Origin of the sequence: Sphaerisporangium album, from assembly GCF_003323745.1 — a bacterium.
GTDB classification, from domain to species: Bacteria; Actinomycetota; Actinomycetes; order Streptosporangiales; family Streptosporangiaceae; genus Sphaerisporangium; species Sphaerisporangium album.
Genome location: NZ_QOIL01000015.1, coordinates 78,454 through 104,154 on the forward strand (window position 1 = coordinate 78,454; position 25,701 = coordinate 104,154).

The window sequence follows — 25,701 nt, forward strand, 5'->3', positions numbered from 1 at the left end:
TCGTGGGGCTCGATGAATCCGGCGAGTCATACCGATACCCGCAAAACGGTGGTTGGGGCGCCCAAGCCGTGATTACCGTCGCGGGTATGCGGATGCGGGTCGCCCTCGCCGCCGTCGCGCTGCTCGCCACGGGCTGCTCGGCCGGCGCGGAACGTCCGTTCACCCCCGGCGGCGCGTCCGGCGCGGCACCCTCCGCCTCCTCGGGAGCCGGGGTCGTCACGCCCGGAGCCCCGAAGGCCCTGTCCACCGCGGGCGCCGAGACCGTCGACGTCGCCCCGGGCCTGTCGGTGTCGATCGAGTGGCCCGCCGGCCTCGACTCCTCGCGGCAGGCCATGGTCAGAGCCTTCACCGACGGCTACGTCGGCGCGTGGCGGGCCGTCACCACCGGCGGCGAGGACAAGTCGTACCTCGACGGCGTCGAGGACCAGGCCGCGCGTGACGCCTACACCTGGGTGCGCGGCTTCCTGAACCGCGGCCAGTCCGCCACCGGGACGGCCAAGCTCTACGCCCTGCGGGTCGCCTCGGTCGTCGGCCGGGGCGCGGAGGTCGACGCCTGCGTCGACGAGTCCGGCCTCCAGGTCACCGGCACCGGCGGGAGCCCCGTCGCCACCCAGCCGTCCTGGACCCGGCCGCCCGCCGCGATCTACCTCCAGGTCGCCGCCCTGCGCAAGGGCGACGACGGAGCCTGGCGCACCAAGGCGTTCATGCACGCCGCCTACCCCCATCAGCGCGCTAAGGAGTGCCGCCGATGAGAACACTGAAGGCGCTGGCGCTGGCCGCCTCGCTGACCACTCTCACCTTGTCGACCCTGACCTTGTCGCCCCCTCCGACCGCCGCCGCGGCGTTCGACGACGACGGCGGTCCGAAGGGCACGGGCTTCCAGGACGGCCGCACGAGCGGCGTCGTGCTCCAGCACTCCAAGATCGTCGTCAGCGGCGATGGCCTCGGCGGCAAGGGCGACGGCTACCGGGTGAAACGTCCCTGCTGGTACGAGCCCGGCGACGACGCCGACGCGATGCTGAAGAAGCAGCAGGACGCCGACGTCTACTGGCGGCACCTCAACCCGGACGCCAGCGAGCAGGACCAGAAGAAGCACATGGAGCAGTTCCAGAACAAGGTGGGCAAGGACGGGCGGTGGTGGACGCCCGCCTTCAACGCGGCCGACCCCGACGGGCTCGCGTGCTGGTCCGGGCTCCAGGGCGCCGTGTGGGTGCCCGCGGGCGGCACACCCCCGGGCGGCATCACCCTGGAGGAGCTGTACCAGATCGCGCGCGCCGCGCTGACCGTCCCCGAGCCCAGGATCGAGCTCAGCCCCGACGTCAAGAGCTACGTGAACCTGCCCACCTGGGTGTGGCTGACCGGCATCGGCGCCCCCACCCGCTCGGTCACGGCCGAGCTCCCCGGCGTCATGTCCGCCACCGTCACCGCGAACCTGAGCCGGGTGGACATCGACCCCGGCACGACCTCCGACCGCGCCGAGGTCAAGGAGGACTGCGGCCCCACCGGCCACCCGTACCAGAAGGGCGGCACCTTCACCTGCGGCGTCCGCTACCTCCACGCCTCCGCCGACCGGCCCCGCAAGGCGTACACCCTGCAGGTCACCACGGTCTGGACCGTGACCGCCGCCGCGGCCGGCTTCGCCTACGCCCCCGTCCAGGTGACCGCCGCCCGAGACGTCCCCGTGGGCGAGGTCCAGAGCATCGTCCGGGAAGGTCCCGGCGATTCCTGACCTGTTCGGGGCGTGACGGCGGAGGAACGGCGACTTGAGGGCGCCCCGCCCCCGCCGAGCCGGAGTCTCGGCCGTGAACACGGCCCCCCCGGGTACCGGACGACCTCGTCCGGTACCCGGGGGCCTGCGGTGCCGCCTTCTACTGACGGTAGGTGTTGCGCGTGTAGGTCAGGCTGTAGGTACCGCGGTTGGCGAAGTACTGGGAGATCAGGTACGCGGGGTCGGTGGCGAGGACGCCGGGCTGCAGGTCGCTGCCGTCGTCCATGTCGTCCCAGGCCCACGGCGCGTGCGCCGCGTTCGCGCGGCCGTTGTCGCCCGCGAACGTGCCCCACGAGGCGTAGGGCTGGGGGTCGAAGCGGCGGTCCCACAGGCCGCCCGCGCCGAAGATGTCGACCAGGCGGTAGGCGACCGAGCGGTCGTCGCCGCCGGACGGCACCTCTCCGTCCCCGCGGCTCGGGTAGTAGACGATGCCGTCACCGCCGGGGAAGCCGCCGCCGTTCCAGGCCTTGTAGCCGTGCCCCTTGGCCTCCTGGAAGCCGGTCGGATGCGGCTGGCCGTCCCAGTTCTGCATGATCAGGGTGCCGTCGATGTTCTCGCGTCCCCCGGTGAACGGGCTGCCCGGCGGCGTGTAGGAGTAGAAGTTGTCGTGGGACAGGGTGACCATCGCCTGGAGCGCGCCGTACTGGCTGCCGTCCTTCCTGACCGTGAGCAGCAGCCCTTCCATGTCGTTCTCGTGCGGGCCGAGCGTCTTCCAGTCGCGGGGGTGGAAGAAGCCATACGTGATGAACCAGTGGGTGTCGGTTTCTACCACCGAGTAGTAAACCGTGCCGACCAGCCGTGACACGTTCGCGTCGAGGTTGTCCCAGTTGTTGCGCGTGTTCCAGTCCCCGTCGTAGTCGACCGGGGCCAGGTAGTCGGCCGTGTACTTGGACGAGGCGCTGTCCTGGTAGTGAACGGGGGCCCAGCGGTACGCCAGGTCCGCGTCGCCGACCGCGGCGTCCGCCGTCCCTGTGAGGCCGATCACCGCGATGGCCGATGCCGTGAGGACGAGTGAGGCGAGCTTTCGTCGGAGCATGCCGAATCTCCCGTGACTGGGGGGTTGGGTCCGGGTCACGGTGAACGTAAACCGCCCGAACCACGCCGAGAAGACGCCGAGACGACCCTTCACGTGGAGATCACGGTCTCGTCACGACCCGTTCGGCCCCGAGTCCCCGCCCTCGTGGGCCGACGCGAGTGCGGGCCGTCGTGGGTCGTCCGTGCCAGGATCGTGGGACGGTTCCCGGTCCGGGACGTCGCTCGGCCCACTTTCCGGGAGGACTACGTGAAACAGCTCATGGCCCGGCTCTGGCGTGGTCTGGCGGGGCCGCTCCAGTGGCGCGTCCTGTGGCTCCGCCACGCCAAGTTCATGGTCGGCGTCACCGGAATCGTGCGGGACGTCGACGGCAACGTGCTGCTCCTCAAACACCGCTTCTGGCCGGAGGGCCGCCAGTGGGGGCTGCCCACCGGGTGCGCGAACAAGGGGGAGACCTTCGAGGACACCATCGTCCGGGAGGTACGCGAGGAGACCGGCCTCGACGTCCAGGTCGGCCGCCTCGCCCACCTGAGGAGCGGCTACAAGCTCCGCGTCGAGGTCGCCTACGAGGCCCGCGTGACGGGGGGAACCCCGCGCATCGACTCCCTGGAGATCCTCGAAGCACGCTGGTTCACCCCCGACGCCCTCCCCGAAGGCCTCCAGGAGGGTCACCGCCTGCTGATCCACGGCGAATAGGAGCTGGAGCGCCGGTCAGGTAACCGCCTTGGGCTTCGAGCGCGGTATCCCTGATCCAGCTCCGCTCGGATGCGGATTCCGCCGCGCCGGTGTGTGCGGGAGTCCGCGGGTATATGCGGGATGTGGCGGCAGTGGCCATGCGGAATAGAGGTCGCCTCTTTTGGCGGCCGGAACGTACTGTCGGTCGCATGAGAGTGCTGTCCGTCAATGTCGGCAGGCCGCGGACCAACCCGTGGAAGGGACTCGGTATGACGGGCATCGACAAGCGGCCCGTGGACGGGCCCGTCGCCGTCGTCGAGCCCGGCCCGAAGGGCACCGGGGTCTCGGGGCTCGTGGGAGACCGCGTCTACGACGTCAAGCACCACGGCGGGACCGACCAAGCCGTCTACGCCTACGCCCGCGAGGATCTCGACAGGTGGGAGGCCGAGCTGGGCAGACCGCTCGGGAACGGGGCCTTCGGGGAGAATCTCACGACGGCCGGTCTCGACGTCAACGCGGCGCTGATCGGCGAGCGCTGGCGTATCGGGGACCAGGTGATCCTGGAGGTGTCCTGTCCACGGCTGCCCTGCGGGACCTTCCAAGGGTGGCTGGAGCGAGAGCACTGGATCAAGGAGTTCACAGCGGCGGCGCTGCCCGGCCCGTACCTGCGGGTGATCGAGCCGGGGGAGATCCGCGCCGGCGACCCGATCGAGGTCGTGTACCGCCCCGACCACGACGTGACCGTCGCCGTCACCTTCCGCGCGACCACCCTCGAACCCGGACTCCTCCCCCTGCTCTCTGCCGCCGACGCCCTGCCCGAGGAACTGAAGCACCAGGCGCGCCGCCGCGTGAACTCGTAGAGGCATACGGTCCGACGGCGCGCGAAGGGGGCGGAGGTCACGCCGTCACAGGGCCTTTTCGTGGCCGAGGAGCCATTCCTTGACGTGGGCGCCGTAGTAGTAGCCGCCGAAGCCGCCCACCGAGGGGAGGACGCGGTGGCAGGGGACGAAGGGGGCGATCAGGTTCTGGGCGCAGGCGCCTCCGGCGGCGCGGGCGGCCGTCTTCGGCAGGCCCGCGTGCTCGGCGAGCCGGGCGTACGACACGGTCGTCCCCGGCGGGACCGCGCGCAGGGCCGCCAGCAGGCGCTGACGGGTGGGCGTGCCGGGCTGGTCCACTTCCACGCTGTCGAGCGCGAACAGGTCGCCGTCGAGGTAGTCCCGTACGGCCCGCGCCGGTTTGCCGAGGTCGTCCACCGGGTTGAGGGGCAGAGCCCTGAGCTTCGCGGGCAGCCGGGCGAACATCTCGCCGGGGTCGCCGGTGAAGCCGGCCGCGACCAGCACACCGCCGTGGGTGAGCAGCGACAGCGGGGCGATCGGGGTGGGCAGGACCTGCGCGTCGATCGTCTCGGTCATAGCGAGCTCCAGAGGTAGAGAGCGGCGTACGCCCGCCACGGGCGCCACCGTTCGACGTCGTGTTCGGTGATGTCGAGCGCCTTCATCGCCTTGCGCAGAACGAGATCGCCCGAGGGCCAGGCGTCCGGGTCGCGCAGGGCGCGCATCACGATGTAACCGGTCGTCCACGGGCCGATTCCGGGGATCTCCATCAACCGCGCCGCCGTCTCGGCCGGGTCGGCGCCTCCGTCCAGGTGGATCTCACCCGCGGCCGTCTTCTCCGCGAGAATCCTCAGCGTCTCGGTCCGGCGTCCGGTCATCCCGAGTCCGCTCAGATCCGCCTCGGCGAGCTGCGCGGCCGTGGGAAAGAGCAGATAGGGCTGCCCGCCGGCCACCTCCGGCACGGCCTTGGCGCCCCTTTGCCCGCTCCCACCGGACCTCGTGCACCCCTGGTCCGAGGTCGAGGGTTCTTCGGCTCCGGCTCCGGTGGATTCGTGGGTCTCGGGATCACGATCGGGGGTGGTGGGCGGGATGATGTCACAAGGTTTCGCGGGCGAGCCGGTGCGGGCGGTGATGCGGCCGAGCAGGGTTCTGGCGCCGGCTACGGAGACCTGCTGGCCGACGACGGCGCGGACCGCGAGTTCGAAGCCGTCGAAGGCGCCGGGGACGCGTAGGCCGGGGCGGGCTTCGACGAGCGGGCGGAGCGTGGTGGTGCGGAGGGCGTCGGCGATGGCGTCGGGGTCGGCGTCCAGATCGAGCAGGCGGCGGCAGCGGGAGACGATCCTGGCCAGGTGACGCGTGTCGTCCAGTGTCACCGAGAGGTCGATGTGGCCGTCGGCGGGGGTCAGCGTGATGATGCCGCCGGGGACGGCGCGGCGGTACATCGTCGCGGTGGCCTGCTCGACGCCGGGAACGGCCCGCGCCGCGAGGAACCCGAGCAGGTTGCCGGCGTCGTACGGCTTCCGGTGGTGGAGGCGCAGCGTCAGCGCCGCCGGGGTGCCCTGGACCGTGGCCCTCGCGGCCCCGTGGGCGCGTGGGGAAGAGGCCGCCGCCCGTGTACGAGGGCCGGTGGTGCCGTCCGTGGCGCCATCCGCCAGGGGAGACCGGGCGGAGTCGTCGGGCCGGGAGGGGCTGCCGGAGGGTTTTCCGCCGGGGCGGGTGAGGGGGCCGGAGGTCTTGCGGAGGTCGCTGGGGGCGAAGCCGTAGGCCTCCTTCATCGTGGCGTTGAACTGGCGGACGCTGCCGAAGCCCGCCGCGAAGGCGACGTCGGTGACCGGCAGGGAGGTCTCGGTCAGAAGCTGCTTGGCGAGCAGGAGCCGCCGGGTCCTCGCCACCGCCAGCGGCCCGGCGCCGAGGCGCGAGGTGAACAGGCGCAGCAGGTGGCGCTCGGTCACGTGCAGGCGGCCCGCCAGCCCGGCGACGCCGTACTCGTCGGCCACGCCGTCGTCGATCAGCCGCAGCGCCCGTCCGACCAGGTCGGCGGCCACGTCCCAGCCGGGGTCGCCAGGGCTGAGCTCAGGGCGGCAGCGGCGGCACGGGCGGAACCCGGCGGCCTCGGCCGAGGCGGCGTGCCGGTAGAAGCGGACGTTCTGCCGGGCGGGCGTACGCGCGGGGCAGACGGGGCGGCAGTAGATGCCCGTCGAGGTGACGGCCGTGTAGAACCGCCCGTCGAACCTGGTGTCCCGGGCACTGACCGCCCGGTAACAGGAGTCGAAGTCGAGCGTCTGATGGGGTGTCACACCCCCAAAGCTATGCGCCGCAGAAACCGAGCAACTGGCGGAATTCAGACCTCACCATGCCCGGCCTCCCGACCATGAGGTGAAGCTCCACCGCTCCGCCGACCAGACGGTACCGAGGGAGGATATTCCCCACGAGCGGGATGATCTAGCGAAAAACAGACACAGTCGGCAGGGGGGGCGTTACTTTGTGGAGATGCCGACGCCGAGGTCGAACTCCCGGTAGACGCGGGCCCAGAAGCCGTCGCGGAGCCAGACGCGGGCCTCCGGGTAGGGGCGCAGGGAGTGGCCCAGTTCCTTTTCGGCCTCGATGAGCAGCTCGGTGTCGATGACGGTCGGCAGGAGCGGGCCGGGGAGCAGGTCGCGGATGTTGTCGCGGCCCCGGGTGAGGATCCACTTCTGCGCGACGTGCTCGCCGACCTCCTCGACCCTCGGGCGGCTCGGGCCGAGCTTGGTGACCTGGCCGGGGTGCTTGACGGCGGGCTTGGTGCTGATCGGGGTGCGTCCGGCGAAGACCTGGGCGGGCGACGGCGGCGAGGGGGCCGCGGCGGGCACGACCTGCGCGGCGCGGCTGAAGTAGGGCCGCAGGAAGTCGGAGCCCAGCTCCTCCACCGTGTCGGATTCCCATACGAGCCGTTCGGCCTGATTCGTCCCGTAGGGGGGCTCGACACCCCACAGGTGGATGCGCACGCCGAACGTCTGCGCGGCCTCGACGGCGGGCACCATGTCCTCGTCCCCCGCGATGAGGACGGTGTCGCTCACCGCGTGGTGGCGGGCCAGCGCCTCCAGGTCGCTGCGGATCTGCGCGTCGACGCCCTTCTGCTGCCCCCGGGCGTTCAGGTTGCCGAGGCGGACCTTGACCCAGGGAAGCTGGGCGATGACCCGCTGGTCGACGGTCGGCACGCGGTCGCGGGCGGCGTCGTACCAGTAGACGCGCAGGAGCTCACCGGGGATGCGCTCCATGGCATGCTTCTTGAGCGCCTGGATGAGCTCGTCGGCGGAGACGCGGTATTCCTTGCGCTCCTTGGCGCCCAAGAGGACCTCGCCCGCCGCCGCGTAGAGGTAGCCGACATCCACGAGGACGGCGTATTTCGCCGCCACGGGATGCGGTGTGAGGTCCGGGATTGCCATGCTCTCCTCCAGGGCCTCTGACTCAGGCGATGATCGGCTGACTATATTCCCCCATTTCTAGATAGTCCCAACTCTTGGCTCGCTTGACACCCACTTCCAAAGATCTAATGAGGCCGTGAGCTCGCTCGCCACGCCCCTGATCCCGGAGAGAGCGCCGTTCTCATCTGGTGTGCAGGGTTACGCCACAAAGCTGGCTTTTGGGCGGGTCGCGGGGGAGTTGCCGCCCTTGTCGCCACCGCGATGACCAGCGCGGCGACCTCCTCCGGCGTGGCCGCCCCGTGCACGACCCTCAGATACGACTGAGCCATGGACTTCTCCTACAGCGGGATGTTGCCGTGCTTCTTCGGCGGCAGCGTCGCGCGCTTGTTGCGCAATGCCCGCAACGCCCGGACGATCTTGATACGGGTGTCCGACGGCCGGATGACCGCGTCGACGTACCCGCGCTCGGCCGCGAGATAAGGATTGGCGAGCGTGTCCTCGTAGTCGGCGATCAGGCGGGCGCGCTCCTTCTCCGGGTCCTCGGCGGTCGCCAGCTCCCGGCGGTACAGGATGTTCACCGCGCCCTGCGCGCCCATCACGGCGATCTGCGCCGTCGGCCACGCGAGATTGATGTCGGCGCCGAGGTGCTTGGAGCCCATGACGTCGTACGCCCCGCCGTACGCCTTGCGGGTGATGACGGTGACCAGCGGCACGGTCGCCTCGGCGTAGGCGTACAGCAGCTTGGCCCCGCGCCGGATGATGCCGTTCCACTCCTGGTCGGTGCCCGGGAGGAAGCCGGGCACGTCCACGAAGGTCAGGACGGGGATGTTGAAGGCATCGCAGGTGCGGACGAATCGCGCGGCCTTCTCGGAAGCGGCGATGTCCAGCGTCCCGGCGAAGCTCATCGGCTGGTTGGCCACCACCCCGACCGAATGCCCCTCGACCCGCCCGAACCCGACCACCATGTTCGGCGCGAACCCCGCGTGGATCTCCAGGAACTCGCCGTCGTCCAGGACGTGCCCGATCACCTGGTGCATGTCGTACGGCTGGTTGGGCGAGTCGGGGATCAGGACGTCCAGCTCGCGGTCGGCGTCGGTGACCGTGAGGTCGGCGGGGCTGTCGAAGGCCGGCACCTCGTCCATGTTGTTGGACGGCAGGTACGACAGCAGCGCCCGGGCGAACTCCAGGCAGTCGGCCTCGTCCACGGCCTCGTAGTGCGCGACGCCCGACTTGGAGTTGTGGGTGTGCGCGCCGCCGAGCTCCTCGAACGTGACCTCCTCGCCGGTCACCGTCTTGATCACGTCCGGCCCGGTGATGAACATGTGCGACTTCTCACGCACCATCAGCACGAAGTCGGTCAGAGCGGGGGAGTAGACCGCGCCGCCGGCGCACGGCCCCATGATCAGCGAGATCTGCGGGATCACGCCCGAGGCGTGCACGTTGCGCTTGAAGATCTCGGCGTAGAGCCCGAGCGAGACCACGCCCTCCTGGATGCGGGCGCCGCCGGAGTCGTTGATGCCGACAACAGGGCAGCCCGTCTTCAGGGCGTGGTCCATGACCTTGACGATCTTCTCGCCGAAGACCTCGCCGAGCGAGCCGCCGAAGACGGTGAAGTCCTGCGCGAACACCGCGACCGGGCGGCCGGCCACGGTGCCGTAGCCGGTCACCACGCCGTCGCCGTACGGGCGCTCGCGCTCCAGGCCGAAGCTGGACGACCGGTGGCGGGCCAGCTCGTCGAACTCGACGAACGACCCCTCGTCCAGGAACTCGACCAGCCGCTCGCGGGCGGTCATCTTGCCCTTGGCGTGCTGCTTCTCGACCGCACGCGCGGAACCGGCGTGCGCGGCCTCGTCCAGGCGCCGCTCAAGGTCGGCGATCTTGCCCGCGGTGGTGTGCGGGTCGGCGCCCTCGATGTGTGACACGGGCTCAGCGCTCATGCCCGTAGGTTAGTCCTCCCGCGAACGACGCCGTCACACGGAGTCGCCGTAGGGCATGCCCGATTAGAGTGACCTCATGACCCCTTCAGCCGGTGAGTCCCCTCGCGCGGAGCCCGGCGGGTCGCCCCCCGCCGTCCGCACACGTGGCCTGTTCAAGCGGTTCGGCCCCCAGGTCGCGGTCGCCGGGGTGGACCTGATGGTCCCGCGCGGCAGCTTCGCCGGTCTGGTCGGGCCGAACGGCGCCGGGAAGACGACCACCCTGTCGATGATCACCGGCTTGCTGCGGCCGGACGCGGGGTCGGCCGAGGTCGGCGGCGCGGACGTCTGGCGCGATCCCGTCGCGGTGAAGTCCCAGGTCGGGGTGCTCCCGGAGGGGCTGCGGCTGTTCGAGCGGCTGTCCGGGCGCGAGTTGCTGTCCTACAACGGGCAGATCCGCGGCATCCCGAAGGACGAGGTCGCCCGGCGCGCCGAGGAACTGCTGAAGGTCATGGACCTGGCCGGCGCGGCCGACAAGCTGGTGGTCGACTACTCCACCGGCATGCGCAAGAAGATCGGCCTGGCCGCCGCGCTCCTGCACAACCCGAAGGTGCTGTTCCTGGACGAGCCGTTCGAGGGCGTCGACCCGGTGAGCGCGAGCACGCTGGTCGAGGTGCTGCGCCGCTACACCGCGTCCGGCTCGACGATCATCTTCTCCAGCCACGTCATGGAGCTGGTCGAGCGGCTGTGCGACTGGGTGTCGGTGATGAACCAGGGCCACATCGTCGCCCAGGGCCCCCTCGACGAGGTCCGCGGCGCCAACACCCTCAACGAGACGATCCTCGACCTGGTCGGCGCGCGCGGCAACGGCGAGGAGGGGTTGTCGTGGCTTGGCTCTTCGTCCGCCTGAAGCTGCGGCTGATCGCCGGAAACCTGCGCGGCGACGCCGTCCGCCGGATCGGCTTCGTGGTGACGCTGATCGCGGCGGTGGTCGCGGGCTTCGGCGGGCTGGCGCTGACGAGCCTGCTGCGCCTGGCGCCCCCGGACGTCGCCGTGCAGGTGGGCATGGTGTTGTTCACCCTGCTCGCCGTCGTCTGGATCGTCGCGCCGCTGATGGCGTTCGGAGTGGACGAGACGCTCGACCCGGCCCGCCTGGCGCTGTTCCCGCTGACGCCCAGGCAGATGGCCACCGGCATGTTCGCCGCCTCCGCCGCCGGTCCCTGGCCCCTGGCCTCGATCCTCATCCTGCTCGGGGCGGTGATGGGGCTGGCACGCGGCCTGACGGGCGCGCTGATCGGCCTGGTGGCCGTCGTCCTGCAGGTCGCGCTGTGCATGGTCGCCTCGCGGGCCGTCACGACGGGCCTGTCGCGCCTGCTGCGCAGCCGGCGGGGCCGTGACCTGCTCGCTCTCGGGGTCGTGGTCGTCATCCTGGTCAGCCAGCTCCCCAACCTGCTGCTCAGCCGCGGCTACGGAGACGACGCCCGCGCGTTCCTGTCCGGCCTCGCCTCGGTGGTCCGCTGGGGGCCGCCCGGCATGGCCGCGCACGCCATCGCCGACGGCGGGCTCGTCGGCCTGGCCGAGGTCGCCGCCGTCGCCGTGGTCGTCCTGCTGCTCGCCTGGGTGTGGATCTCCACGCTGGGCCGCGCCATGGTGACCGCCGACTCCTCCACGCAGGCCGGCTCGGTGCGCCGCGACCGCCTGGAGGCCCTGCTGTCCGGCGGCCCGCTCGGCGCCGTCGCCGGCAAGCAGGTGAAGTACCTGCGCCGCGAGCCGCGCGGCCGCATGGGCTGGCTGGCCGCCATCGGAGTCTCCGCCGTCCTGATCTTCACCGCCACCGGCGACGCCGAGGCCGTCCCCGCGGTGATGTCGGCCCTCGGGCCCGTATGCATGGGGGCGCTGCTGATCGGGCTGCAGTCGGCCAACCTGTTCGGCGGCGACGGCGGCGCGCTGTGGATGAGCGCCCTGGCCTACTCCTCCGGCCGCGACCTGCGCACCGACCTCGCCGGACGGCAACTCGCCGTCGCGCTGGTCGGCGTCCCGATCCTGGCCGTGCTGTCGCTGGCCGCCGCCCTGGTCGCCGGGGAGCCGCTCGCGGCCGTCCCCGCCCTGCTCACCGGCACCGGCCTGCTGCTGGTCGCCCTGGGGGTGGGCGCGGTGGCGAGCGTGCTGATGCCCTACACCTTTCCCGACCGGCTCAACGCCTTCTCCAGCGCCGCCCCCGGCCAGGGCGCGGTGGCGTTCGCCGGGTCGATGGTCGCCATGATCGCGACCGTCGCGCTGGCGGTCCCGCTCGTCCTGCCGGTCTTCTTGGGGCTGACCTGGGTGTCGGTGCTGGGGGTCGCGTACGGGTTCGGCATCGCGCTCGGGGGCCGGGTGCTCGCGGCCTCGATCGGCTATCCCCGCCTTCCGGAGATCATCGCCGCCGTCTCGCGCCCCGCCTGAGGCGCCCTGTCCGAAGGCCCGTCCTGCGCCCCGTTCGCGCGCGGCCCTCGATCACATTGGTCTAGTCCAATACGTGAGACGGTATCCAGCTCCGGGCGACGCTTGGATACCCTTCGTGCTATGGCCGCCAACGCTTCGCAGCAGGCAGACCGTTCCTCCGCCGAACGGCACAGCGCCGTTTCCGAGATGCCAGACGAGTTGCGCGCCGACGTGCGCCTGCTCGGTGAGTCGTTGGGTCGCGTGATCGCCGAGGACGGCGGCCCCGACCTGTTGTCCGACGTCGAACGCCTCCGCAAGGCCGTGATCGCCGCCCGCAGGCGAGAGATCTCCGTGGACGAGGTGGCCGCCATGGTCGCCGAGTGGCCGATCGAGCGCAGCGTGCAGATCGCCCGCGCCTTCACGTGCTACTTCCACCTGGTCAACCTCGCCGAAGAGCACTACAGGATGCGCATCCTGAGGTCGCGGGACACCGGCGAGGCGGCCCTGCCCGATTCTCTGGCCCAGGCCGTCAGCGAGTTGAAGCACGACCTGGGCGAGGACGAGCTGACCCGGCTCATCGCCGACCTGGAGTTCCGGCCGGTGCTGACCGCCCACCCGACCGAGGCCCGCCGCCGCGCGATCGCCACGGCCATCCAGCGGGTCAGCGCCCAGCTCGCCGAGTACAACTCACCCGACCGCGGAGCCCAGGAGCGGCAGGAGGCGTACCGCCGCATGCTGGAGGAGATCGACCTCCTCTGGCGCACCGCCCAGCTCCGGCACACCAAGCTCGACCCGCTGGACGAGGTCCGCACGGCGATGGCGGCCTTCGACGAGACGCTCTTCCGCACGGTGCCGCGCGTCTACCGGTCGCTGGACGCGGCGCTCGCCGAGGGCACCGGCACCCGCGAGCCCAAGGCGAAGGCGTTCATCCGGTACGGAAGCTGGATCGGCGGCGACCGCGACGGCAACCCCAACGTCACCGCCCGCGTCACCCGCGAGGCCGTGCTGATCCAGGCCGACCACGTGCTGACGGCCCTGGAGAACGCCACCACCCGCATCGGGCGCACGCTCACGGTCTCGGCGCAGTACGGCGACCCGAGCAAGGACCTCGCCGACGCGATCGCCCTGGCCGTCGACGACCACCCCGAGCTGGTCTCCGAGCTGGCCACGCGCGCGCCTCGCGAGCCGCACCGCCAGTGGATGCTCTTCGTGGCCGCCCGCATCGCCGCCACCCGCCGCCGCGACCTCGACCTCGCCTACCGCTCGCCCGACGAGCTCCTGCGCGACCTGCGCACCTGCCAGGCGTCCCTCGTGGCCGGCGGCGCGGTCCGGCAGGCGTACGGCGAGATCCAGCACCTCATCTGGCAGGTCGAGACCTTCGGGTTCCACCTCGCCGAGCTGGAGGTCCGCCAGCACTCCCAGGTGCACGCCACGGCGCTGGAGGAACTGCGGGCGGGCAGGACGTCCGAGCGCACCGAGGAGGTCCTGGCGACGATCCGCATGATCGCCTGGATCCAGGAGCGCTTCGGCGTCCGCGCCTGCCCCCGGTACGTCGTGTCCTTCACCCGCTCGGCCGACGACGTCGCCGCCGTGTACGAGCTGGCCGAGCACGCCCTCGGCGCCCGCGCGCCCGTCCTGGACGTCGTGCCGCTCTTCGAGTCCGGGCAGGACCTCGCCAACTCGGCGGACGTGCTCACCGGCATGCTGCGCATCCCCGCCGTCCAGCGGCGGCTCGACCAGGGCGGACGGCGCCTGGAGGTCATGCTCGGCTACTCCGACTCGGCCAAGGAACTCGGCCCGGCCGCCGCCACCCTCAAGCTGTACGACGCGCAGGCGGAGCTGGCGTCGTGGGCGCTGGCCAACGACATCCGGCTGACGCTGTTCCACGGCCGCGGCGGCGCGCTCGGCCGGGGCGGCGGTCCCGCCAACCGGGCCGTGCTCGCCCAGGCCCCGGGGTCGGTGTCGGGCCGGTTCAAGGTCACCGAGCAGGGCGAGGTCATCTTCGCCCGGTACGGCCACCCGGCCATCGCCCTGCGCCACATCGAGCAGGTCACCAACGCCGTGCTGCTCGCCTCCACGTCCTCGGTCGAGTCCCGCACGGCCGACGCCGCCGCGCGCTACCGCCTGCTGGCCGAGCGGGTCGCCTCAGCCTCCGAGCGGGCCTACCGCTCGCTCACCGAGGCGCCCGGCTTCCCCGAGTGGTTCGGCCTGGTCAGCCCCCTGGAGGAGATCGGCTCCCTGCGCCTCGGCTCCCGCCCGGCCCGGCGCGGCCTCGGCGCGCCCAAGTCCCTGGACGACCTGCGGGCGATCCCGTGGGTGTTCTCCTGGGCCCAGACCCGCGTCAACCTCCCCGGCTGGTACGGCCTCGGCAGCGGCCTCCTCGCCGCGACCCGCTCCGCCGAGGACACCGCCCCGGCCGGCACCGCGAACGGCTCACCCGAGACCGGCCCCGCGCAGACCAGCCGGGTGGACGGTTCGCCTGAGAACGGCGCGCCGGTGGGCGGCTCGACCGAGATCGGTCCTGGCCTGGAGGAACTGCGCCGCGCCTACCGTGAGTGGCCGCTGTTCGCCTCGCTGCTGGACAACGCCGAGATGTCCCTGGCCAAGACCGACCGCCAGATCGCCTCCCGCTATCTGGCCCTAGGCGGACGCCAGGACTTCGCCGACCAGGTCCTCGCCGAGTACGACCTGACCCGCGAGCTGGTCCTCGCGGTGACGGGGCACTCCCGCCTGCTGGAGAGCCGGCGCGTCCTCTCCCGCGCCGTCCAGCTCCGCGACCCGTACGTGGACGCCCTGTCCCACCTGCAACTGCGCGCCCTCTCGGCCCTCCGCGCCGCCTCCGACCTCCCCGAAGACGAACGCGAACGCCTGGAGACCTTGTTGCTCCTGAGCGTCAACGGCGTCGCCGCCGGCCTCCAGAACACCGGCTGACGCCGCGGACCGCGACACGCGGGGCACCCGGCCGATCAGGTACGGGTGCCTTTCGCGTTCAGATCTTGCCAGTCCAGTCCTCCACGACCCCTAGCCAGTCCTCTTCGTTGAGAAAGTGGCAGTAAGGGAGCCTGGTGTTTGCTATGCGAAGCGGCTTGAACCCGGACCAGCAGGCTACTTCTACGTGACCCAGCCGAAGCTGCGTGATGGTCTGCAAGGCAGGCAATAGGTCCGTGTCGCTGGAGAACAGCACAAGTGCGTCGTACAACTTCCGGAATGCGAGATGGAGAAGGTCCACGGCGATCGCCACGTCGATGCCCTTCTCTTGCGGAGAGTTATGCGGCCATCCGCGGTAGTTAAGCTGACGCCGCACCATATGTACGCGTGGATCGCGCTCCCACCTGGAGGCTTGGGCGTCGTTTGCGGCGGCCGGGGTGCGCTGATGGTTGGGGTCGGGTCTGCCCCGGTATACGCGCACCGCGGCTGCCTCGCTGGGGCGTAGGCGACGTTTCGCGATGAGGTCGGCGATCTTGCTGGGGTCGGGGACGCAGGAATAGAGAGGGGCGCCGTACCTCTCGAATACGTTATGTCCGCTCAAATGGACATTCTGAAAGTCGAGGAAGACGGCGACACGCTCGGTCACGTTCTGACTCCATGAAAAAGCCCCGCCAGTCCCGGAGGACGGCGGGGAGCAATGTCAACAGTGTAGCAATGAGTTGCCCTAAGCCAAGATAGCTTTACGGTAAGGACTTCGCATGCTCAACGTGATGATGTGGATGCATGGAGTTGCCGACTGTGGTCGGGAACGGAGTCGACGGCCTCGCCACCGGCTGACACGACAATAATCCCTGCCAGTCCCGGAGGACGGCGGGGAGCAGTGCCCCAAGACCACCGGCGAGGGCGTGTGGCTGAGGCCGGTTCAGTTGGATTCGGCGTGGTCGGTGGTGTGTGCGGCGGTTGCGTCCGGGCGCCTGACGCGGTCGGGGGATGAGTAGATGTTGAAGCGTTCGTTTCTCAGGAAGCCTATGAGGGTCAGGTCGAACTCCCTGGCCAGGTCGACGGCCAGGGAGGAGGGGGCCGAGACGCCGCAGACCATGGGGAGGCCGGCGGACAGGGCCTTTTGCATGATCTCGTAGCTGGTTCTGCCGCTCACCAGGAGGAGGCAGGACGTCAGGGGGAGGCGGCCGGAGAGCAGGGCCCAGCCGACGAGCTTGTCGACGGCGTTGTGGCGGCCGACGTCCTCGCGCAGGGCGAGCAGGGTGCCGTCCGAGGTGAACAGGCCCGCGGCGTGGAGGCCGCCGGTCTTGCCGAAGATGCCCTGGGCCTTTCTGAGGTGTCGAGGGAGGTCGTACAGGGTTTCGGCGGCTATGGGGCCGAATGGCCGGGCGGCGGGAACGAGCGCGTCACCGGTGACCCTCCCGGAGGTGTCGGGGATCGGGGCAGGGGTCTGGCGGGCGCGCAGGGCTTCCAGGCTGGCGGTGCCGCAGACGCCGCAGGCGCTGGATGTCATGAAATGTCGGTGCATGGTGGGCAGGTCGGGCAGGGCCGGGCCGTGCAGGCGTACGGTCACCGTGTTGTAGCGGGCCTCGGGCGGCAGGTCCTCGTCGGTGCAGTACGCGATCGAGGCGATGTCGCCGGGCCCCGCGATGCCCTCGCCGGAGAGGAAGCCGGCGGCGAGTTCGAAGTCGGCGCCGGGGGTGCGCATGGTGACGGCGAGGGTGCGGGTGGCGCCGCCGGCCGTGAGGCGGATCTCCAGGGGCTCCTCGGTGGCCAGGTCGTCGCGGCGGTCACGCACGGCCGTGCCCGAGACCTCCCGGACGCGCACCCGCGTCGTCGGCCCGGGGCGCGCGGACCTCGCGGTGAAGGCCTCGGTGCTGGTCATGGCATGGTCCCTACCCACCTCGGCGGCCGTCATGGGGTGAGGGGGCGGAGGGTGACGGTGGCGTTGTAGTCCGGGATGCGGGCGTCGGGCGAGCGGCGGTGGGCGTCGAGCAGGACGTTGCCCTCAGGCCAGTGGATCTGCAGGTTGCCCGGGGTGAGGGGCGCGCGCAGCACGCGCCCGGTGAAGCGTCCGGCGGCCCCGGTCAGCTCGACCTCTGCGCCGTCGGCCAGCCCCAGCCGGTCGGCGTCGTACGGGCTCATCAGCACGGCCTCGCGGGTCGCGCCGTTGAAGCCGTCGCGCCGCTCGTGGACCATGCTGTTGAACTGCTTGCCGCGCCGGGTCGCCACCATGAACGCGCCTTCGGGCCGTTCGAGCGGCGGCACGGGCACGGCGCAGAAGTGGCCGAGGCCGTCCGAGGTGGGAAAGCGCCCGCCGGGGCACAGGTGCCGCCCGCCGTACTGCACGTTGTCGCCGAACTTCGCGAGCCCGGCGATTCCCGCGTAGAACGGCACAGCCGCCTCGATGTCCCGCCGGATCTCCGCGGTCCCTTCCGGATAGCGCACCCGGTCGGCCAGCTCCGGACGGGCGCGCGCGGCCAGCTCGGTGAAGATCTTCCACTCCGGCCACGCCTCGCCGACGCGCGGCCCCGCGACCTCCGGGGAGAAGATGACGCGGCGCTCGGTCGAGGTCTCGGTGACCCCGCCCTCCATCTCGTACCGCGTCTGCGCGGGCAGCAGCAGCACGTCGCCCTCGGACTCGACCAGCATCTGGCTGGAGAGCACGATGTCGACGTGGACGCGCAGCGGCAGGCGGGACAGCGCCTCGCGGCAGTACGCGGGATCGGGCAGGACCTCCAGGAAGTTGCCGCCGGAGGAGATCAGCACGTCCAGCTCCCGCGCGTGCGCGGCGTCGATCATGTCGGTGGCGGTCAGGCCGGGCGTGGCGGGCACCTCGAAGCCCCACTTCTCGCTGAACATCGCGGCGTTCTCGGGGGTGACGGGCAGCCCGCCGGGCAGGCCGGTGGCGTACGCGCCCATCTCGGCGCCACCCTGGACGCCGCTGTGCCCGCGGATCGGCATGAGCCCGCAGTTGTCGCGCCCGACGAACCCGCGGGCCAGCGCGAGGTTGACGATCGAGCGGACGTTGTCCTCGCCGTAGGTGTGCTGGGTGATGCCCATCGACCAGACCAGTACCGCCGATTTCGCCTGGCCCAGCAGGGAGGCCAGCTCGTGCATCTGCTCACGGGTGGCGCCGCTCAGCGCCTCCAGCTCCTCCCACGACTGCGCGGCCACCGCCGCCCGCGCCTCCTCGAAACCGGCCGTGTGCTCGTCGATGAACGCCTTGTCCAGCCAGTCGTTCTCGATCAGGTGCTTCAGCACGCCGTTGAGGAAGCCGATGTCACCGCCGACGTTCACCCCGAAGAAGTGGTCGGTGATCTTCGTGCCGAACAGCGCGGACTCGGCGTTGGACGGCACCCAGTAGCGCTCCATTCCCGGCTCGCGGTAGGCGTTGACCATCGCGACGCGGGTGCCCGCCTTCTTGGCGTGGTACAGGTACTTCATCGCGACCGGCTGGTTGTTGGACGGGTTGGACCCGATGAAGACGATCAGGTCGGAGCCGATCCAGTCGGTGTAGGAGCAGGTGGTCGCCGCGGCGCCGATGGTCTGCTTGAGCGCGACGGTCGAAGGCGAGTGGCAGATGCGCGCCGCGTTGTCGATCGAGTTGGTGCCGAGCGCGCGCACGGCCTTCTGGGCGGCGAAGTAGTTCTCGTTCGGCATGCCCCGGCTGGTGAGGTAGACGCCGAGCCGGTGGCCGCGCACCTGGGACGCGGCGAGCTCCAGCGCGTCGACCCAGCTCACGCGGGTGAACCCGGGCTCGCCGCGCCGCCGCAGCATGGGGTACGGCAGGCGGCCGAGGTCGCGCAGCGCCGCGCTGCGCATCCCGGTCAGGGGGGCGACGTCCGCCAGGAGCGAGGCGTCCAGCGCGGGCATGGTGTTCAGCTTGAGCAGCCGCAGCCGGATGTTGCACAGGTGGATCTCGTCCATGGTCCAGTCGCGCATGCCGCGCGTGCCGAGCGCGCAGCCGTCGCAGGTGCCCTGGGTCAGCACGCGCCAGGCGTAGCGCCGGTTGCCCTTGACCGATCGGAACGCCTTCCACAGTTCCAGGTAGTTGTTGGGTTTGCGCTCGCCGATGCCGAAGGGCTTCCAGCTCGCCCAGTTCCGAGGGTCCAGACGCTTGCTCACCGGGGGTTCACCGTCTCCTAGCCGTTCCGACCCGGTCCGGCCGTCACCCGGCCGTTCCGCTCGCCCGCCGTGGTCAGGTGGGCGATACCCATAGCATCACCCCTCGTCCCTCTTTGACGAACGGCGGTCCCGAGCACCCGGCCGGAGGTTCGGTAAGGCGGAGACAAAATCTGGGGGGCATAACGGAGTCTTCGACGGTCCGCACACCCGGACTGGCACGCCACCGCGGCGGAGAGAGGAGGATGGAGGCGTGCTCGACTCGCCGTACACCGATCTCGACCGGCCGCCGCTCTCGCAGGAGGCCCTGACCCGTGCGCTCGTCCGGCCGGAGGGCCTGTGGTCCCGCCTCAGCGTCGTCGACCGCACCGGCTCCACCAACGCCGACCTGGCGCAGGCGGCCCGCGACGGCGCGCGCGAGGGCGCCGTGCTGATCGCGGAGCTCCAGCTCGCGGGGCGCGGCCGGCTCGGCCGGGTGTGGACGGCGCCGGCGCGGTCGGGGCTGACGTTCTCCGTCCTGCTGCGGCCCCCGGTCCCCGTGGCCCGGCAGGGCTGGGTGACGCTGCTGGTCGCGCTGGCCGCCGCCTCGGCGGTCCGCCGCGTCGCGGGCGTGGACGTCCGGCTGAAGTGGCCGAACGACCTGCTGGCCGGCGAGCGGAAGCTGGCCGGGGTGCTGGCCGAGCGCGTCGACAGCGCGGTGATCGTCGGCATGGGGCTGAACGTGACGGTGCGCTCCGAGGAGCTGCCGGTGCCCACCGCGACCTCCCTGTCTCTGGAGAACGCCGAGTGCGCCGACCGCGACCCGCTGATCCGGGCGGTGCTGCGCGAGATCGAGACGCACTACCGCGAGTGGGTGGCGGCCGGGGGCGACCCGGACGCGTGCGGGCTTCGGCCCGCCTACGTCGCGATGAGCGCCACCATCGGCCGGGACGTCCGGGTCGAGCTGCCCGGCGAGCGCATCCTGGAGGGCCGGGCCACCGGCGTGGACGCGTCGGGCCATCTGCTCGTGACCGCGGACGGGGTGGAGCGGGCGGTCAGCGTCGGCGACGTCGTCCACGTCCGGGCGACCTGAGCGTCGGCGCGGCGCGGTGTGTGGGGCAGACGCGGGGCTGATCGTCGTGCCACGATTTGCCCCATGGGTCTCCCTGAACATCATCTGACGACCGGGGAGCGGGTCGTCCACTCGTTCCACCCGCACTGGAAGCGGCTGGTCGTGCCGTTCCTCGCGTTGGTCCTCGTTGTCGCCGCCTCCAGCGTGGCGTTCCTCTACATTCCCACCGACTACGAGTACGTCCGGTACGCGTGGATCGCGGTCGCCGTCGTGTCCGTGGTCGCGCTCATCCTGTGGTCGTTCATCCCGTATCTGCGGTGGAAGACGACCTCGTACACGCTCACCACCCACCGCTTCAACATCAGCACGGGCATCCTGAACAAGTCCGACGACGACATCCCGCTGGCGAAGGTCAACAGCGTCAGTTCCGACCAGACGTTCGTCGAGCGCATGCTCGGCTGCGGCACCCTGGTGGTGGAGTCGGCGTCCGACAAGGGGGAGATCACGCTCAGGGACATCCCGAAGATCCAGGCGGTGCGGGCGGAGCTGTTCCGTCTCGTCGAGGACGCCTCGGACGGGGATATCGACGGCCGCTAGTGTCGCGGGGGCGGCGCGCGTCCGGGCGGGTCCTGAGCGGCGCGGGTCTTGACGGGCGTGCCGGTCATCGACAACGGTCATCTGGATCGTGAACGCGGTCGGCGCCTCTTCGAGGACGCATAGACGTCGACATATGCGGAAAAACGATGAACAGGGAATGGAGTCAGCATGCCGTACGAAGTGCAGGGCGTGGTCGCCGCGGGCAAGGGCGAGCCGGTGTCGGTGCGGACGGTCATCGTCCCGGACCCGGGGCCGGGCGAGGCCGTGGTGAACGTCCAGGCGTGCGGGGTGTGCCACACCGACCTGCACTACCGTGACGGCGGGATCAACGACGAGTTCCCCTTCCTGCTCGGGCACGAGGCCGCGGGCGTGGTCGAGGCGGTCGGACCCGGGGTGACCGGCGTCGCCCCCGGCGACTACGTGATCCTCAACTGGCGGGCCGTGTGCGGCAACTGCCGGGCGTGCCTGCGCGGCCGTCCGTGGTACTGCTTCAACACGCACAACGCCGCCCAGAAGATGACCCTGGAGGACGGCACCCCGCTCAGCCCGGCGCTCGGCATCGGCGCGTTCGCGTCCAAGACGCTGGTCGCCGCCGGGCAGTGCACCAAGGTGGACCCGGACGCGCGGCCGGCGGTGGCGGGCCTGCTCGGCTGCGGCGTGATGGCCGGGCTGGGCGCGGCGCTCAACACCGGCAACGTCACCCGCGGCGACTCGGTGGCGGTCATCGGCTGCGGCGGGGTGGGCGACGCCGCCATCCTCGGCGCGTCGCTGGCCGGCGCGGCGAAGATCATCGCGGTGGACATCGACGACCGCAAGCTCGACCTGGCCGGAGGGTTCGGCGCGACGCACACGGTCAACTCCAGGACCACCGACCCGGTGGAGGCGATCCGCGAGCTGACCGGCGGCCACGGCGCCGACGTCGTGATCGAGGCGGTCGGGCGGCCGGAGACCTACAAGCAGGCCTTCTACGCCCGCGACCTGGCCGGCACGGTCGTGCTGGTCGGCGTGCCGACGCCGGAGATGACGCTGGAGCTGCCGCTGCTGGACGTCTTCGGCCGCGGCGGGTCGCTGAAGTCGTCCTGGTACGGCGACTGCCTGCCGAGCCGGGACTTCCCCATGCTGATCGACCTCTACCTGCAGGGCCGGCTGAACCTCGACGGGTTCGTCTCGGAGACCATCGAGCTGGACCAGGTCGAGGAGGCGTTCGGAAAGATGCACCGCGGCGAGGTCCTGCGCTCGGTGGTGGTCCTGTGACGGGCACGCCGGGTATCGGGCGCCTGGCCACGTCCGGGACGTTCACGCTGGACGGCGGCACGTGGGACGTCGACAACAACGTCTGGCTGGTCGGCGACGAGCGCGAGGTGGTGGTGATCGACGCGGCGCACGACGCCGCGGCGATCGCGGCGGCGGTGGGTGACCGGCGGCTGAAGGCGATCGTCTGCACGCACGCCCACAACGACCACGTCAACGCGGCCGGGGAGCTGTCCGACGCCACGGGCGCGCCGATCCTGCTGCACCCGGACGACGAGGTGCTGTGGGCGATGGTGTACGGCGCCGACCGCGCGTTCGATCCGCTGCGGGACGGCCAGGTGATCGAGGTCGCGGGCACCGGGCTGCGCGTGCTCCACACGCCGGGCCACGCGCCCGGGGCGGTCTGCCTGTACGCGCCCGACCTCGGCACCGTCTTCAGCGGCGACACGCTGTTCTCGGGCGGGCCGGGCGCGACCGGCCGGTCGTACTCCTCGTTCGACACCATCATCGGCTCGATCAGGGATCGGTTGCTCGTCCTGCCGCCGGAGACGGTGGTGCGCACCGGCCACGGCGACGAGACCAGCATCGGCGCCGAAGCCCCTGACCTGGAGAAATGGATCGCCCGGGGCCACTGACCCCCGCTCACGGGCACGCCCGCGCCCCCGGACAGGGGGCAAGTGTGGAGGAACTCACATAGGCAAGCCTTACCTACCTCGGCTAAGGTGAGGCTTACCTTTTCCTCCATTCCCCGAAGGGCGTTTTCAGCATGTACGTATGCATCTGCGAGGCTGTGACGGAGAACGAGGTTCACGCCTGTATCGCCGCAGGTGCGAGGACGGCGCGCCAGGTACGCGACATCACGGGCGCGGGCAAGGACTGCGCGACCTGCGTCCGCAAGATCTGTGCGATTCTGAACCGATCTACGGAGCTTGTCGCAACCGCGTGAAATGAGGGTCTGCCCATGCAGGGGGACAAGGACATCATCGCTCTGCTGAACGAGCAGCTCACATCCGAGCTGACCGCTATCAACCAGTACTTCCTCCACGCCAAGATGCAGGAGCACTGGGGCTACACCAAGCTCGCCGCGTACACGCGGACCGAGTCGATCGACGAGATGCGCCACGCCGAGGTGCTCACCGACCGCATCCTCTTCCTCGAGGGTCTTCCGAACTACCAGAAGCTCGGCACGCTGCACATCGGCCAGACCGTCAGGGAGCAGCTGGAGTCCGATCTTCAGCTCGAACTCGGTGTGGTCGCGCGCCTGCGCCCGGGGATCGCCCTGATGCGCGAGCGGGGGGACGTCACCTCGGCCCGGATCTTCGAGGACATCCTCCAGGACGAGGAGCACCACATCGACTACCTGGAGACCGAGCTCCAGCTGCTGGACACGCTCGGTGACGGGCTGTACCTCCAGCGTTTCCTGGAGGTCCCCGGAGGCGAGGGCTCCGACTGACCCGCGCGGGCTCGCCCGCGTCCGGGAGCCGCCCCGCGATTCGTCCCACCGGCGTGTCGAAGCCGTGACCGAGGGTACGGATGGTGCAGCGGGTGTGTGAGGGTACTGCGGGCGAGCTCATCCAGGTTTCGTCGTCTTTGCCCAGGTCAATTGGTGGGTCAACGACGAGTCAAACCGCGCGCTGTACCCGGGAAACGATCGCCTAAGGTCCTACGATCGCTTTATGACCTGCGTACTTCTCGCCGAGGATGACACCTCGATCTCGGAGCCCCTGGCGCGCGCGTTGCGCCGTGAGGGTTATCAGGTGGAGGTGAGCCCTGATGGCCCGCAGGCCCTGGAGAGGGCTCTGTCCGGGGGCGTCGACCTCATCGTGCTCGACCTCGGCCTACCGGAAATGGACGGCCTTGAGGTCGCCCGCCGTATTCGCGCCGAAGGGCACGGCACGCCCGTGCTCATCCTGACGGCTCGCGTGGACGAGGTCGACACCGTGGTCGGCCTCGACGCGGGGGCCGACGACTACGTCACCAAGCCTTTCAGGCTCGCCGAGCTGCTCGCCCGCGTGCGGGCGCTGCTGCGGCGCGGCACGTCCGAGACCCCCGTGGTCCAGGGCGTGCGCATCGACGCCGACTCGCGGCGTGCCTGGATGGGAGACAAGGAGCTGCATCTCACCACCAAGGAATTCGATCTCCTGCGCGTGCTCGTCCGTGACGCCGGCAAGGTCGTCACGCGCGAGCAGATCATGCGGGAGGTGTGGGACACGAACTGGTGGGGTTCGACAAAGACACTCGACATGCACATCTCGTGGCTGCGACGGAAGCTGGGGGACGACGCCGCGAAGCCGCGTTACATCACCACGGTTCGTGGGGTCGGCTTCCGATTCGAGCGCGAATAGCATCCAGCTAGATGCGCCGTAGGTTGCTGTCCTCGACCTTGGTGGTCGCGGCCATCGCGGTCCTGCTCCTGGGCGTCCCACTCGGGCTGGTGGTCACTCGTCTCATCGACGACGAGGCGGTCCAGCAGCTCCGGGCACAGGCGACGCTGCTGCTCAGCCAGGTGGAATACGCCCGCATCGAGGATCGGCCGATCGATCCCGAAGAGCTGCAGCGGCAGTATCCGAACAGATACGTCCAGATCTTCATCCGCAACAGCCCGACCGTCATCGTCGGTACGGAGCCGCCCCCCGATCGGCAGATGACCGAGGAGACCCACTCAGAGAGCGGGGTCTATGTCCGCATATCCAGGGACCGTGCCCAGGTGGAGCGGAACATCCGGGGTTGGCTCATGCTCATCGTGGCCCTGGCCGGGCTGGCCCTCGCGGTCGCGGTGTCGCTCGCCGTCGTCCAGTCGCGCCGGCTGACCCTGCCGCTCCTGGATCTGGCGCGGATCGCGGAGCGGCTGGGCTCCGGCGAGGCCAGGCCGAGCCGGCACCGGTACGGCATTCCGGAGCTGGACGGGGTCGCCGAGGTGCTCGACCGCAGCGCCACCCGCCTCGCCGAGCTGCTGAGCCGCGAGCGGGAGTTCGCCACGGACGCCTCCCACCAGCTGCGCACCCCGCTCACCGGGCTCACCATGCGCCTGGAGGAGATCGTGGCCGCGGCCGACCAGCCGGCGATCGTCCGGGAGGAGGGCGAGGCGGCGATCATCCAGGCCGAGCGGCTCACGGCCGTCATCGACGAGCTGCTGGCCGCCGCCCGGCGGCAGCGCCATGCCCAGGCGGAGGCGATCTGCCTGGACGAGGTGCTGCGCCAGCAGATCACCGAGTGGGAGCCCGCCTTCCGCAGGTCCCGGCGCACGCTGCACCTGGACGGGGCGCGCGGCCTGCGCGCGCTGGTCAGCAAGGGCGGGCTGAGCCAGGTGGTGTCGACGCTGCTGGAGAACTCTCTGGAGCACGGGGACGGCCCGGTGACGATCACTACCGGCAACTGCGACAGGTCCGTCGTGATCGAGGTCGCCGACGAGGGGCAGGGCATCCCCGAGCACCTGCGGGCACGGGTGTTCGACCGCAACGTCAGCGGCGCCGGGGGGACGGGGCTGGGGCTGACGCTGGCGCGGGCGCTGACCGCGTCCGACGGCGGGCGCCTGGAGCTGATCCGGCCACGACCGGCGGTGTTCGCCCTGTTCCTGCGCCCGGCCGACGAGACCGCGCGCCACCGTGTGGTGAGCGGCCCCGCGTGATGAGCGCCATATGAGCCCTTGCGCCATATGAGCCCTTATGGGCCCTTACGGGTCCTTGTCGGCCCGTGATCAGC

At 70.9% G+C, this 25,701-nt stretch carries 24 protein-coding genes; 15 read left to right on the forward strand and 9 right to left on the reverse strand.

Annotated elements, in window-relative coordinates; all coding sequences use genetic code 11:
• The first annotated feature begins 86 nt into the window (after positions 1-86).
• Complete coding sequence (locus tag DQ384_RS25295; protein WP_114031371.1) at positions 87-752, forward strand: hypothetical protein; 666 nt, start codon at positions 87-89, stop codon at positions 750-752.
• A complete protein-coding gene (locus DQ384_RS25300) occupies positions 749-1,729 on the forward strand; it encodes a hypothetical protein (RefSeq protein ID WP_114031372.1) in 981 nt (326 codons plus the stop codon). Before DQ384_RS25295 ends, DQ384_RS25300 begins: the two co-directional genes overlap by 4 nt.
• Positions 1,730-1,868: 139 nt before the next feature.
• On the opposite strand, the gene DQ384_RS25305 is transcribed toward DQ384_RS25300, so the two are convergent.
• On the reverse strand, positions 1,869-2,804 hold the full coding sequence (locus tag DQ384_RS25305) for a hypothetical protein (RefSeq protein WP_114031373.1): 936 nt from the start codon (positions 2,802-2,804) through the stop codon (positions 1,869-1,871).
• A gap of 246 nt (positions 2,805-3,050) precedes the next feature.
• Here DQ384_RS25305 and DQ384_RS25310 point away from each other — a divergent pair, with 246 nt between their 5' ends.
• Both DQ384_RS25310 and DQ384_RS25315 read left to right on the forward strand, forming a co-directional pair.
• A complete protein-coding gene (locus tag DQ384_RS25310) occupies positions 3,051-3,497 on the forward strand; it encodes an NUDIX domain-containing protein (protein ID WP_114031506.1) in 447 nt (148 codons plus the stop codon).
• 188 nt (positions 3,498-3,685) lie between these two features.
• The gene (locus DQ384_RS25315; RefSeq protein WP_114031374.1) at positions 3,686-4,336 is read left to right on the forward strand and encodes an MOSC domain-containing protein; all 651 of its coding nucleotides are present in this window, start codon (positions 3,686-3,688) and stop codon (positions 4,334-4,336) included.
• A 45-nt stretch (positions 4,337-4,381) separates the two neighbouring features.
• Here the strand turns inward: DQ384_RS25315 and DQ384_RS25320 are convergent, their stop codons facing one another.
• The 5 genes from DQ384_RS25320 to DQ384_RS25340 form a co-directional block, all read right to left on the reverse strand.
• Complete coding sequence (locus DQ384_RS25320; RefSeq protein ID WP_114031375.1) at positions 4,382-4,888, reverse strand: methylated-DNA--[protein]-cysteine S-methyltransferase; 507 nt, start codon at positions 4,886-4,888, stop codon at positions 4,382-4,384.
• Entirely contained in the window at positions 4,885-6,606 is a 1,722-nt protein-coding gene (locus DQ384_RS43090; protein WP_114031376.1) for a DNA-3-methyladenine glycosylase 2 family protein, read from the reverse strand. The genes DQ384_RS25320 and DQ384_RS43090 overlap by 4 nt, the downstream gene beginning before the upstream one ends.
• Before the next feature lie 180 nt (positions 6,607-6,786).
• Positions 6,787-7,734 carry an NYN domain-containing protein gene (locus DQ384_RS25330; protein ID WP_114031377.1) on the reverse strand — a complete coding sequence of 316 codons (948 nt, stop codon included), beginning with the start codon at positions 7,732-7,734 and terminating at the stop codon, positions 6,787-6,789.
• Positions 7,735-7,838: 104 nt separating this feature from the next.
• On the reverse strand, positions 7,839-8,042 hold the full coding sequence (locus DQ384_RS44260) for an acyl-CoA carboxylase subunit epsilon (protein WP_114031378.1): 204 nt from the start codon (positions 8,040-8,042) through the stop codon (positions 7,839-7,841).
• A gap of 9 nt (positions 8,043-8,051) precedes the next feature.
• On the reverse strand, positions 8,052-9,650 hold the full coding sequence (locus tag DQ384_RS25340) for an acyl-CoA carboxylase subunit beta (protein ID WP_220183123.1): 1,599 nt from the start codon (positions 9,648-9,650) through the stop codon (positions 8,052-8,054).
• A 76-nt stretch (positions 9,651-9,726) separates the two neighbouring features.
• Here DQ384_RS25340 and DQ384_RS25345 point away from each other — a divergent pair, with 76 nt between their 5' ends.
• The 3 genes from DQ384_RS25345 (at position 9,727) to DQ384_RS25355 (ending at position 14,978) form a co-directional block, all read left to right on the forward strand.
• Positions 9,727-10,536: an ABC transporter ATP-binding protein gene (locus DQ384_RS25345; RefSeq protein WP_114031380.1), complete on the forward strand. Its 810-nt coding sequence runs from the start codon at positions 9,727-9,729 to the stop codon at positions 10,534-10,536.
• Entirely contained in the window at positions 10,512-12,068 is a 1,557-nt protein-coding gene (locus DQ384_RS25350) for a hypothetical protein (protein ID WP_114031381.1), read from the forward strand. Before DQ384_RS25345 ends, DQ384_RS25350 begins: the two co-directional genes overlap by 25 nt.
• Positions 12,069-12,188: 120 nt before the next feature.
• Positions 12,189-14,978: a phosphoenolpyruvate carboxylase gene (locus DQ384_RS25355; protein WP_114031382.1), complete on the forward strand. Its 2,790-nt coding sequence runs from the start codon at positions 12,189-12,191 to the stop codon at positions 14,976-14,978.
• Positions 14,979-15,036: 58 nt separating this feature from the next.
• On the opposite strand, the gene DQ384_RS25360 is transcribed toward DQ384_RS25355, so the two are convergent.
• From DQ384_RS25360 to DQ384_RS25370, 3 genes are all read right to left on the reverse strand, one after another.
• The gene (locus DQ384_RS25360) at positions 15,037-15,621 is read right to left on the reverse strand and encodes an NYN domain-containing protein (RefSeq protein WP_114031383.1); all 585 of its coding nucleotides are present in this window, start codon (positions 15,619-15,621) and stop codon (positions 15,037-15,039) included.
• Positions 15,622-15,897: 276 nt separating this feature from the next.
• Entirely contained in the window at positions 15,898-16,860 is a 963-nt protein-coding gene (gene fdhD, locus DQ384_RS25365) for a formate dehydrogenase accessory sulfurtransferase FdhD (RefSeq protein WP_114031384.1), read from the reverse strand.
• Between the two features lie 29 nt (positions 16,861-16,889).
• Entirely contained in the window at positions 16,890-19,103 is a 2,214-nt protein-coding gene (locus DQ384_RS25370; RefSeq protein ID WP_114031385.1) for an FdhF/YdeP family oxidoreductase, read from the reverse strand.
• A 250-nt stretch (positions 19,104-19,353) separates the two neighbouring features.
• Between DQ384_RS25370 and DQ384_RS25375 the strand changes: the two genes are divergently transcribed.
• The 8 genes from DQ384_RS25375 to DQ384_RS25410 all read left to right on the forward strand — a co-directional run bounded on the left by DQ384_RS25375 (position 19,354) and on the right by DQ384_RS25410 (position 25,627).
• Entirely contained in the window at positions 19,354-20,172 is an 819-nt protein-coding gene (locus DQ384_RS25375; protein WP_114031386.1) for a biotin--[acetyl-CoA-carboxylase] ligase, read from the forward strand.
• A gap of 63 nt (positions 20,173-20,235) precedes the next feature.
• Positions 20,236-20,748, forward strand: coding sequence for a PH domain-containing protein (locus DQ384_RS25380; protein WP_114031387.1), 513 nt, complete (start codon positions 20,236-20,238; stop codon positions 20,746-20,748).
• Positions 20,749-20,916: 168 nt separating this feature from the next.
• Positions 20,917-22,002: an S-(hydroxymethyl)mycothiol dehydrogenase gene (locus DQ384_RS25385; protein ID WP_114031388.1), complete on the forward strand. Its 1,086-nt coding sequence runs from the start codon at positions 20,917-20,919 to the stop codon at positions 22,000-22,002.
• A complete protein-coding gene (locus tag DQ384_RS25390) occupies positions 21,999-22,634 on the forward strand; it encodes an MBL fold metallo-hydrolase (RefSeq protein ID WP_114031389.1) in 636 nt (211 codons plus the stop codon). The genes DQ384_RS25385 and DQ384_RS25390 overlap by 4 nt, the downstream gene beginning before the upstream one ends.
• Positions 22,635-22,765: 131 nt before the next feature.
• A complete protein-coding gene (locus DQ384_RS25395; protein ID WP_114031390.1) occupies positions 22,766-22,945 on the forward strand; it encodes a (2Fe-2S)-binding protein in 180 nt (59 codons plus the stop codon).
• 15 nt (positions 22,946-22,960) lie between these two features.
• Positions 22,961-23,452, forward strand: a complete 492-nt coding sequence (gene bfr, locus DQ384_RS25400; protein WP_114031391.1) for a bacterioferritin — start codon at positions 22,961-22,963, stop codon at positions 23,450-23,452.
• A gap of 223 nt (positions 23,453-23,675) precedes the next feature.
• Positions 23,676-24,344, forward strand: a complete 669-nt coding sequence (locus DQ384_RS25405; protein ID WP_030451323.1) for a response regulator transcription factor — start codon at positions 23,676-23,678, stop codon at positions 24,342-24,344.
• Positions 24,345-24,355: 11 nt separating this feature from the next.
• Positions 24,356-25,627: an ATP-binding protein gene (locus DQ384_RS25410; protein WP_114031392.1), complete on the forward strand. Its 1,272-nt coding sequence runs from the start codon at positions 24,356-24,358 to the stop codon at positions 25,625-25,627.
• Positions 25,628-25,701: the final 74 nt, after the last annotated feature.

Excerpts from the sequence above, each read along its gene's own strand:
- DQ384_RS44260 (WP_114031378.1), bottom strand. The coding sequence starts at position 8,042 with ATGGCTCAGTCGTATCTGAGGGTCGTGCACGGGGCGGCCACGCCGGAG.
- DQ384_RS25385 (WP_114031388.1), top strand. The coding sequence starts at position 20,917 with ATGCCGTACGAAGTGCAGGGCGTGGTCGCCGCGGGCAAGGGCGAGCCG.
- DQ384_RS25380 (WP_114031387.1), top strand. The coding sequence starts at position 20,236 with ATGGGTCTCCCTGAACATCATCTGACGACCGGGGAGCGGGTCGTCCAC.
- DQ384_RS25295 (WP_114031371.1), top strand. The coding sequence starts at position 87 with ATGCGGATGCGGGTCGCCCTCGCCGCCGTCGCGCTGCTCGCCACGGGC.
- DQ384_RS25330 (WP_114031377.1), bottom strand. The coding sequence starts at position 7,734 with ATGGCAATCCCGGACCTCACACCGCATCCCGTGGCGGCGAAATACGCC.
- DQ384_RS25345 (WP_114031380.1), top strand. The coding sequence starts at position 9,727 with ATGACCCCTTCAGCCGGTGAGTCCCCTCGCGCGGAGCCCGGCGGGTCG.
- fdhD (WP_114031384.1), bottom strand. The coding sequence starts at position 16,860 with ATGACCAGCACCGAGGCCTTCACCGCGAGGTCCGCGCGCCCCGGGCCG.
- DQ384_RS25305 (WP_114031373.1), bottom strand. The coding sequence starts at position 2,804 with ATGCTCCGACGAAAGCTCGCCTCACTCGTCCTCACGGCATCGGCCATC.
- DQ384_RS25355 (WP_114031382.1), top strand. The coding sequence starts at position 12,189 with ATGGCCGCCAACGCTTCGCAGCAGGCAGACCGTTCCTCCGCCGAACGG.
- bfr (WP_114031391.1), top strand. The coding sequence starts at position 22,961 with ATGCAGGGGGACAAGGACATCATCGCTCTGCTGAACGAGCAGCTCACA.
- DQ384_RS25405 (WP_030451323.1), top strand. The coding sequence starts at position 23,676 with ATGACCTGCGTACTTCTCGCCGAGGATGACACCTCGATCTCGGAGCCC.
- DQ384_RS25320 (WP_114031375.1), bottom strand. The coding sequence starts at position 4,888 with ATGACCGAGACGATCGACGCGCAGGTCCTGCCCACCCCGATCGCCCCG.
- DQ384_RS25410 (WP_114031392.1), top strand. The coding sequence starts at position 24,356 with ATGCGCCGTAGGTTGCTGTCCTCGACCTTGGTGGTCGCGGCCATCGCG.
- DQ384_RS25395 (WP_114031390.1), top strand. The coding sequence starts at position 22,766 with ATGTACGTATGCATCTGCGAGGCTGTGACGGAGAACGAGGTTCACGCC.
- DQ384_RS25340 (WP_220183123.1), bottom strand. The coding sequence starts at position 9,650 with ATGAGCGCTGAGCCCGTGTCACACATCGAGGGCGCCGACCCGCACACC.
- DQ384_RS25315 (WP_114031374.1), top strand. The coding sequence starts at position 3,686 with ATGAGAGTGCTGTCCGTCAATGTCGGCAGGCCGCGGACCAACCCGTGG.
- DQ384_RS25300 (WP_114031372.1), top strand. The coding sequence starts at position 749 with ATGAGAACACTGAAGGCGCTGGCGCTGGCCGCCTCGCTGACCACTCTC.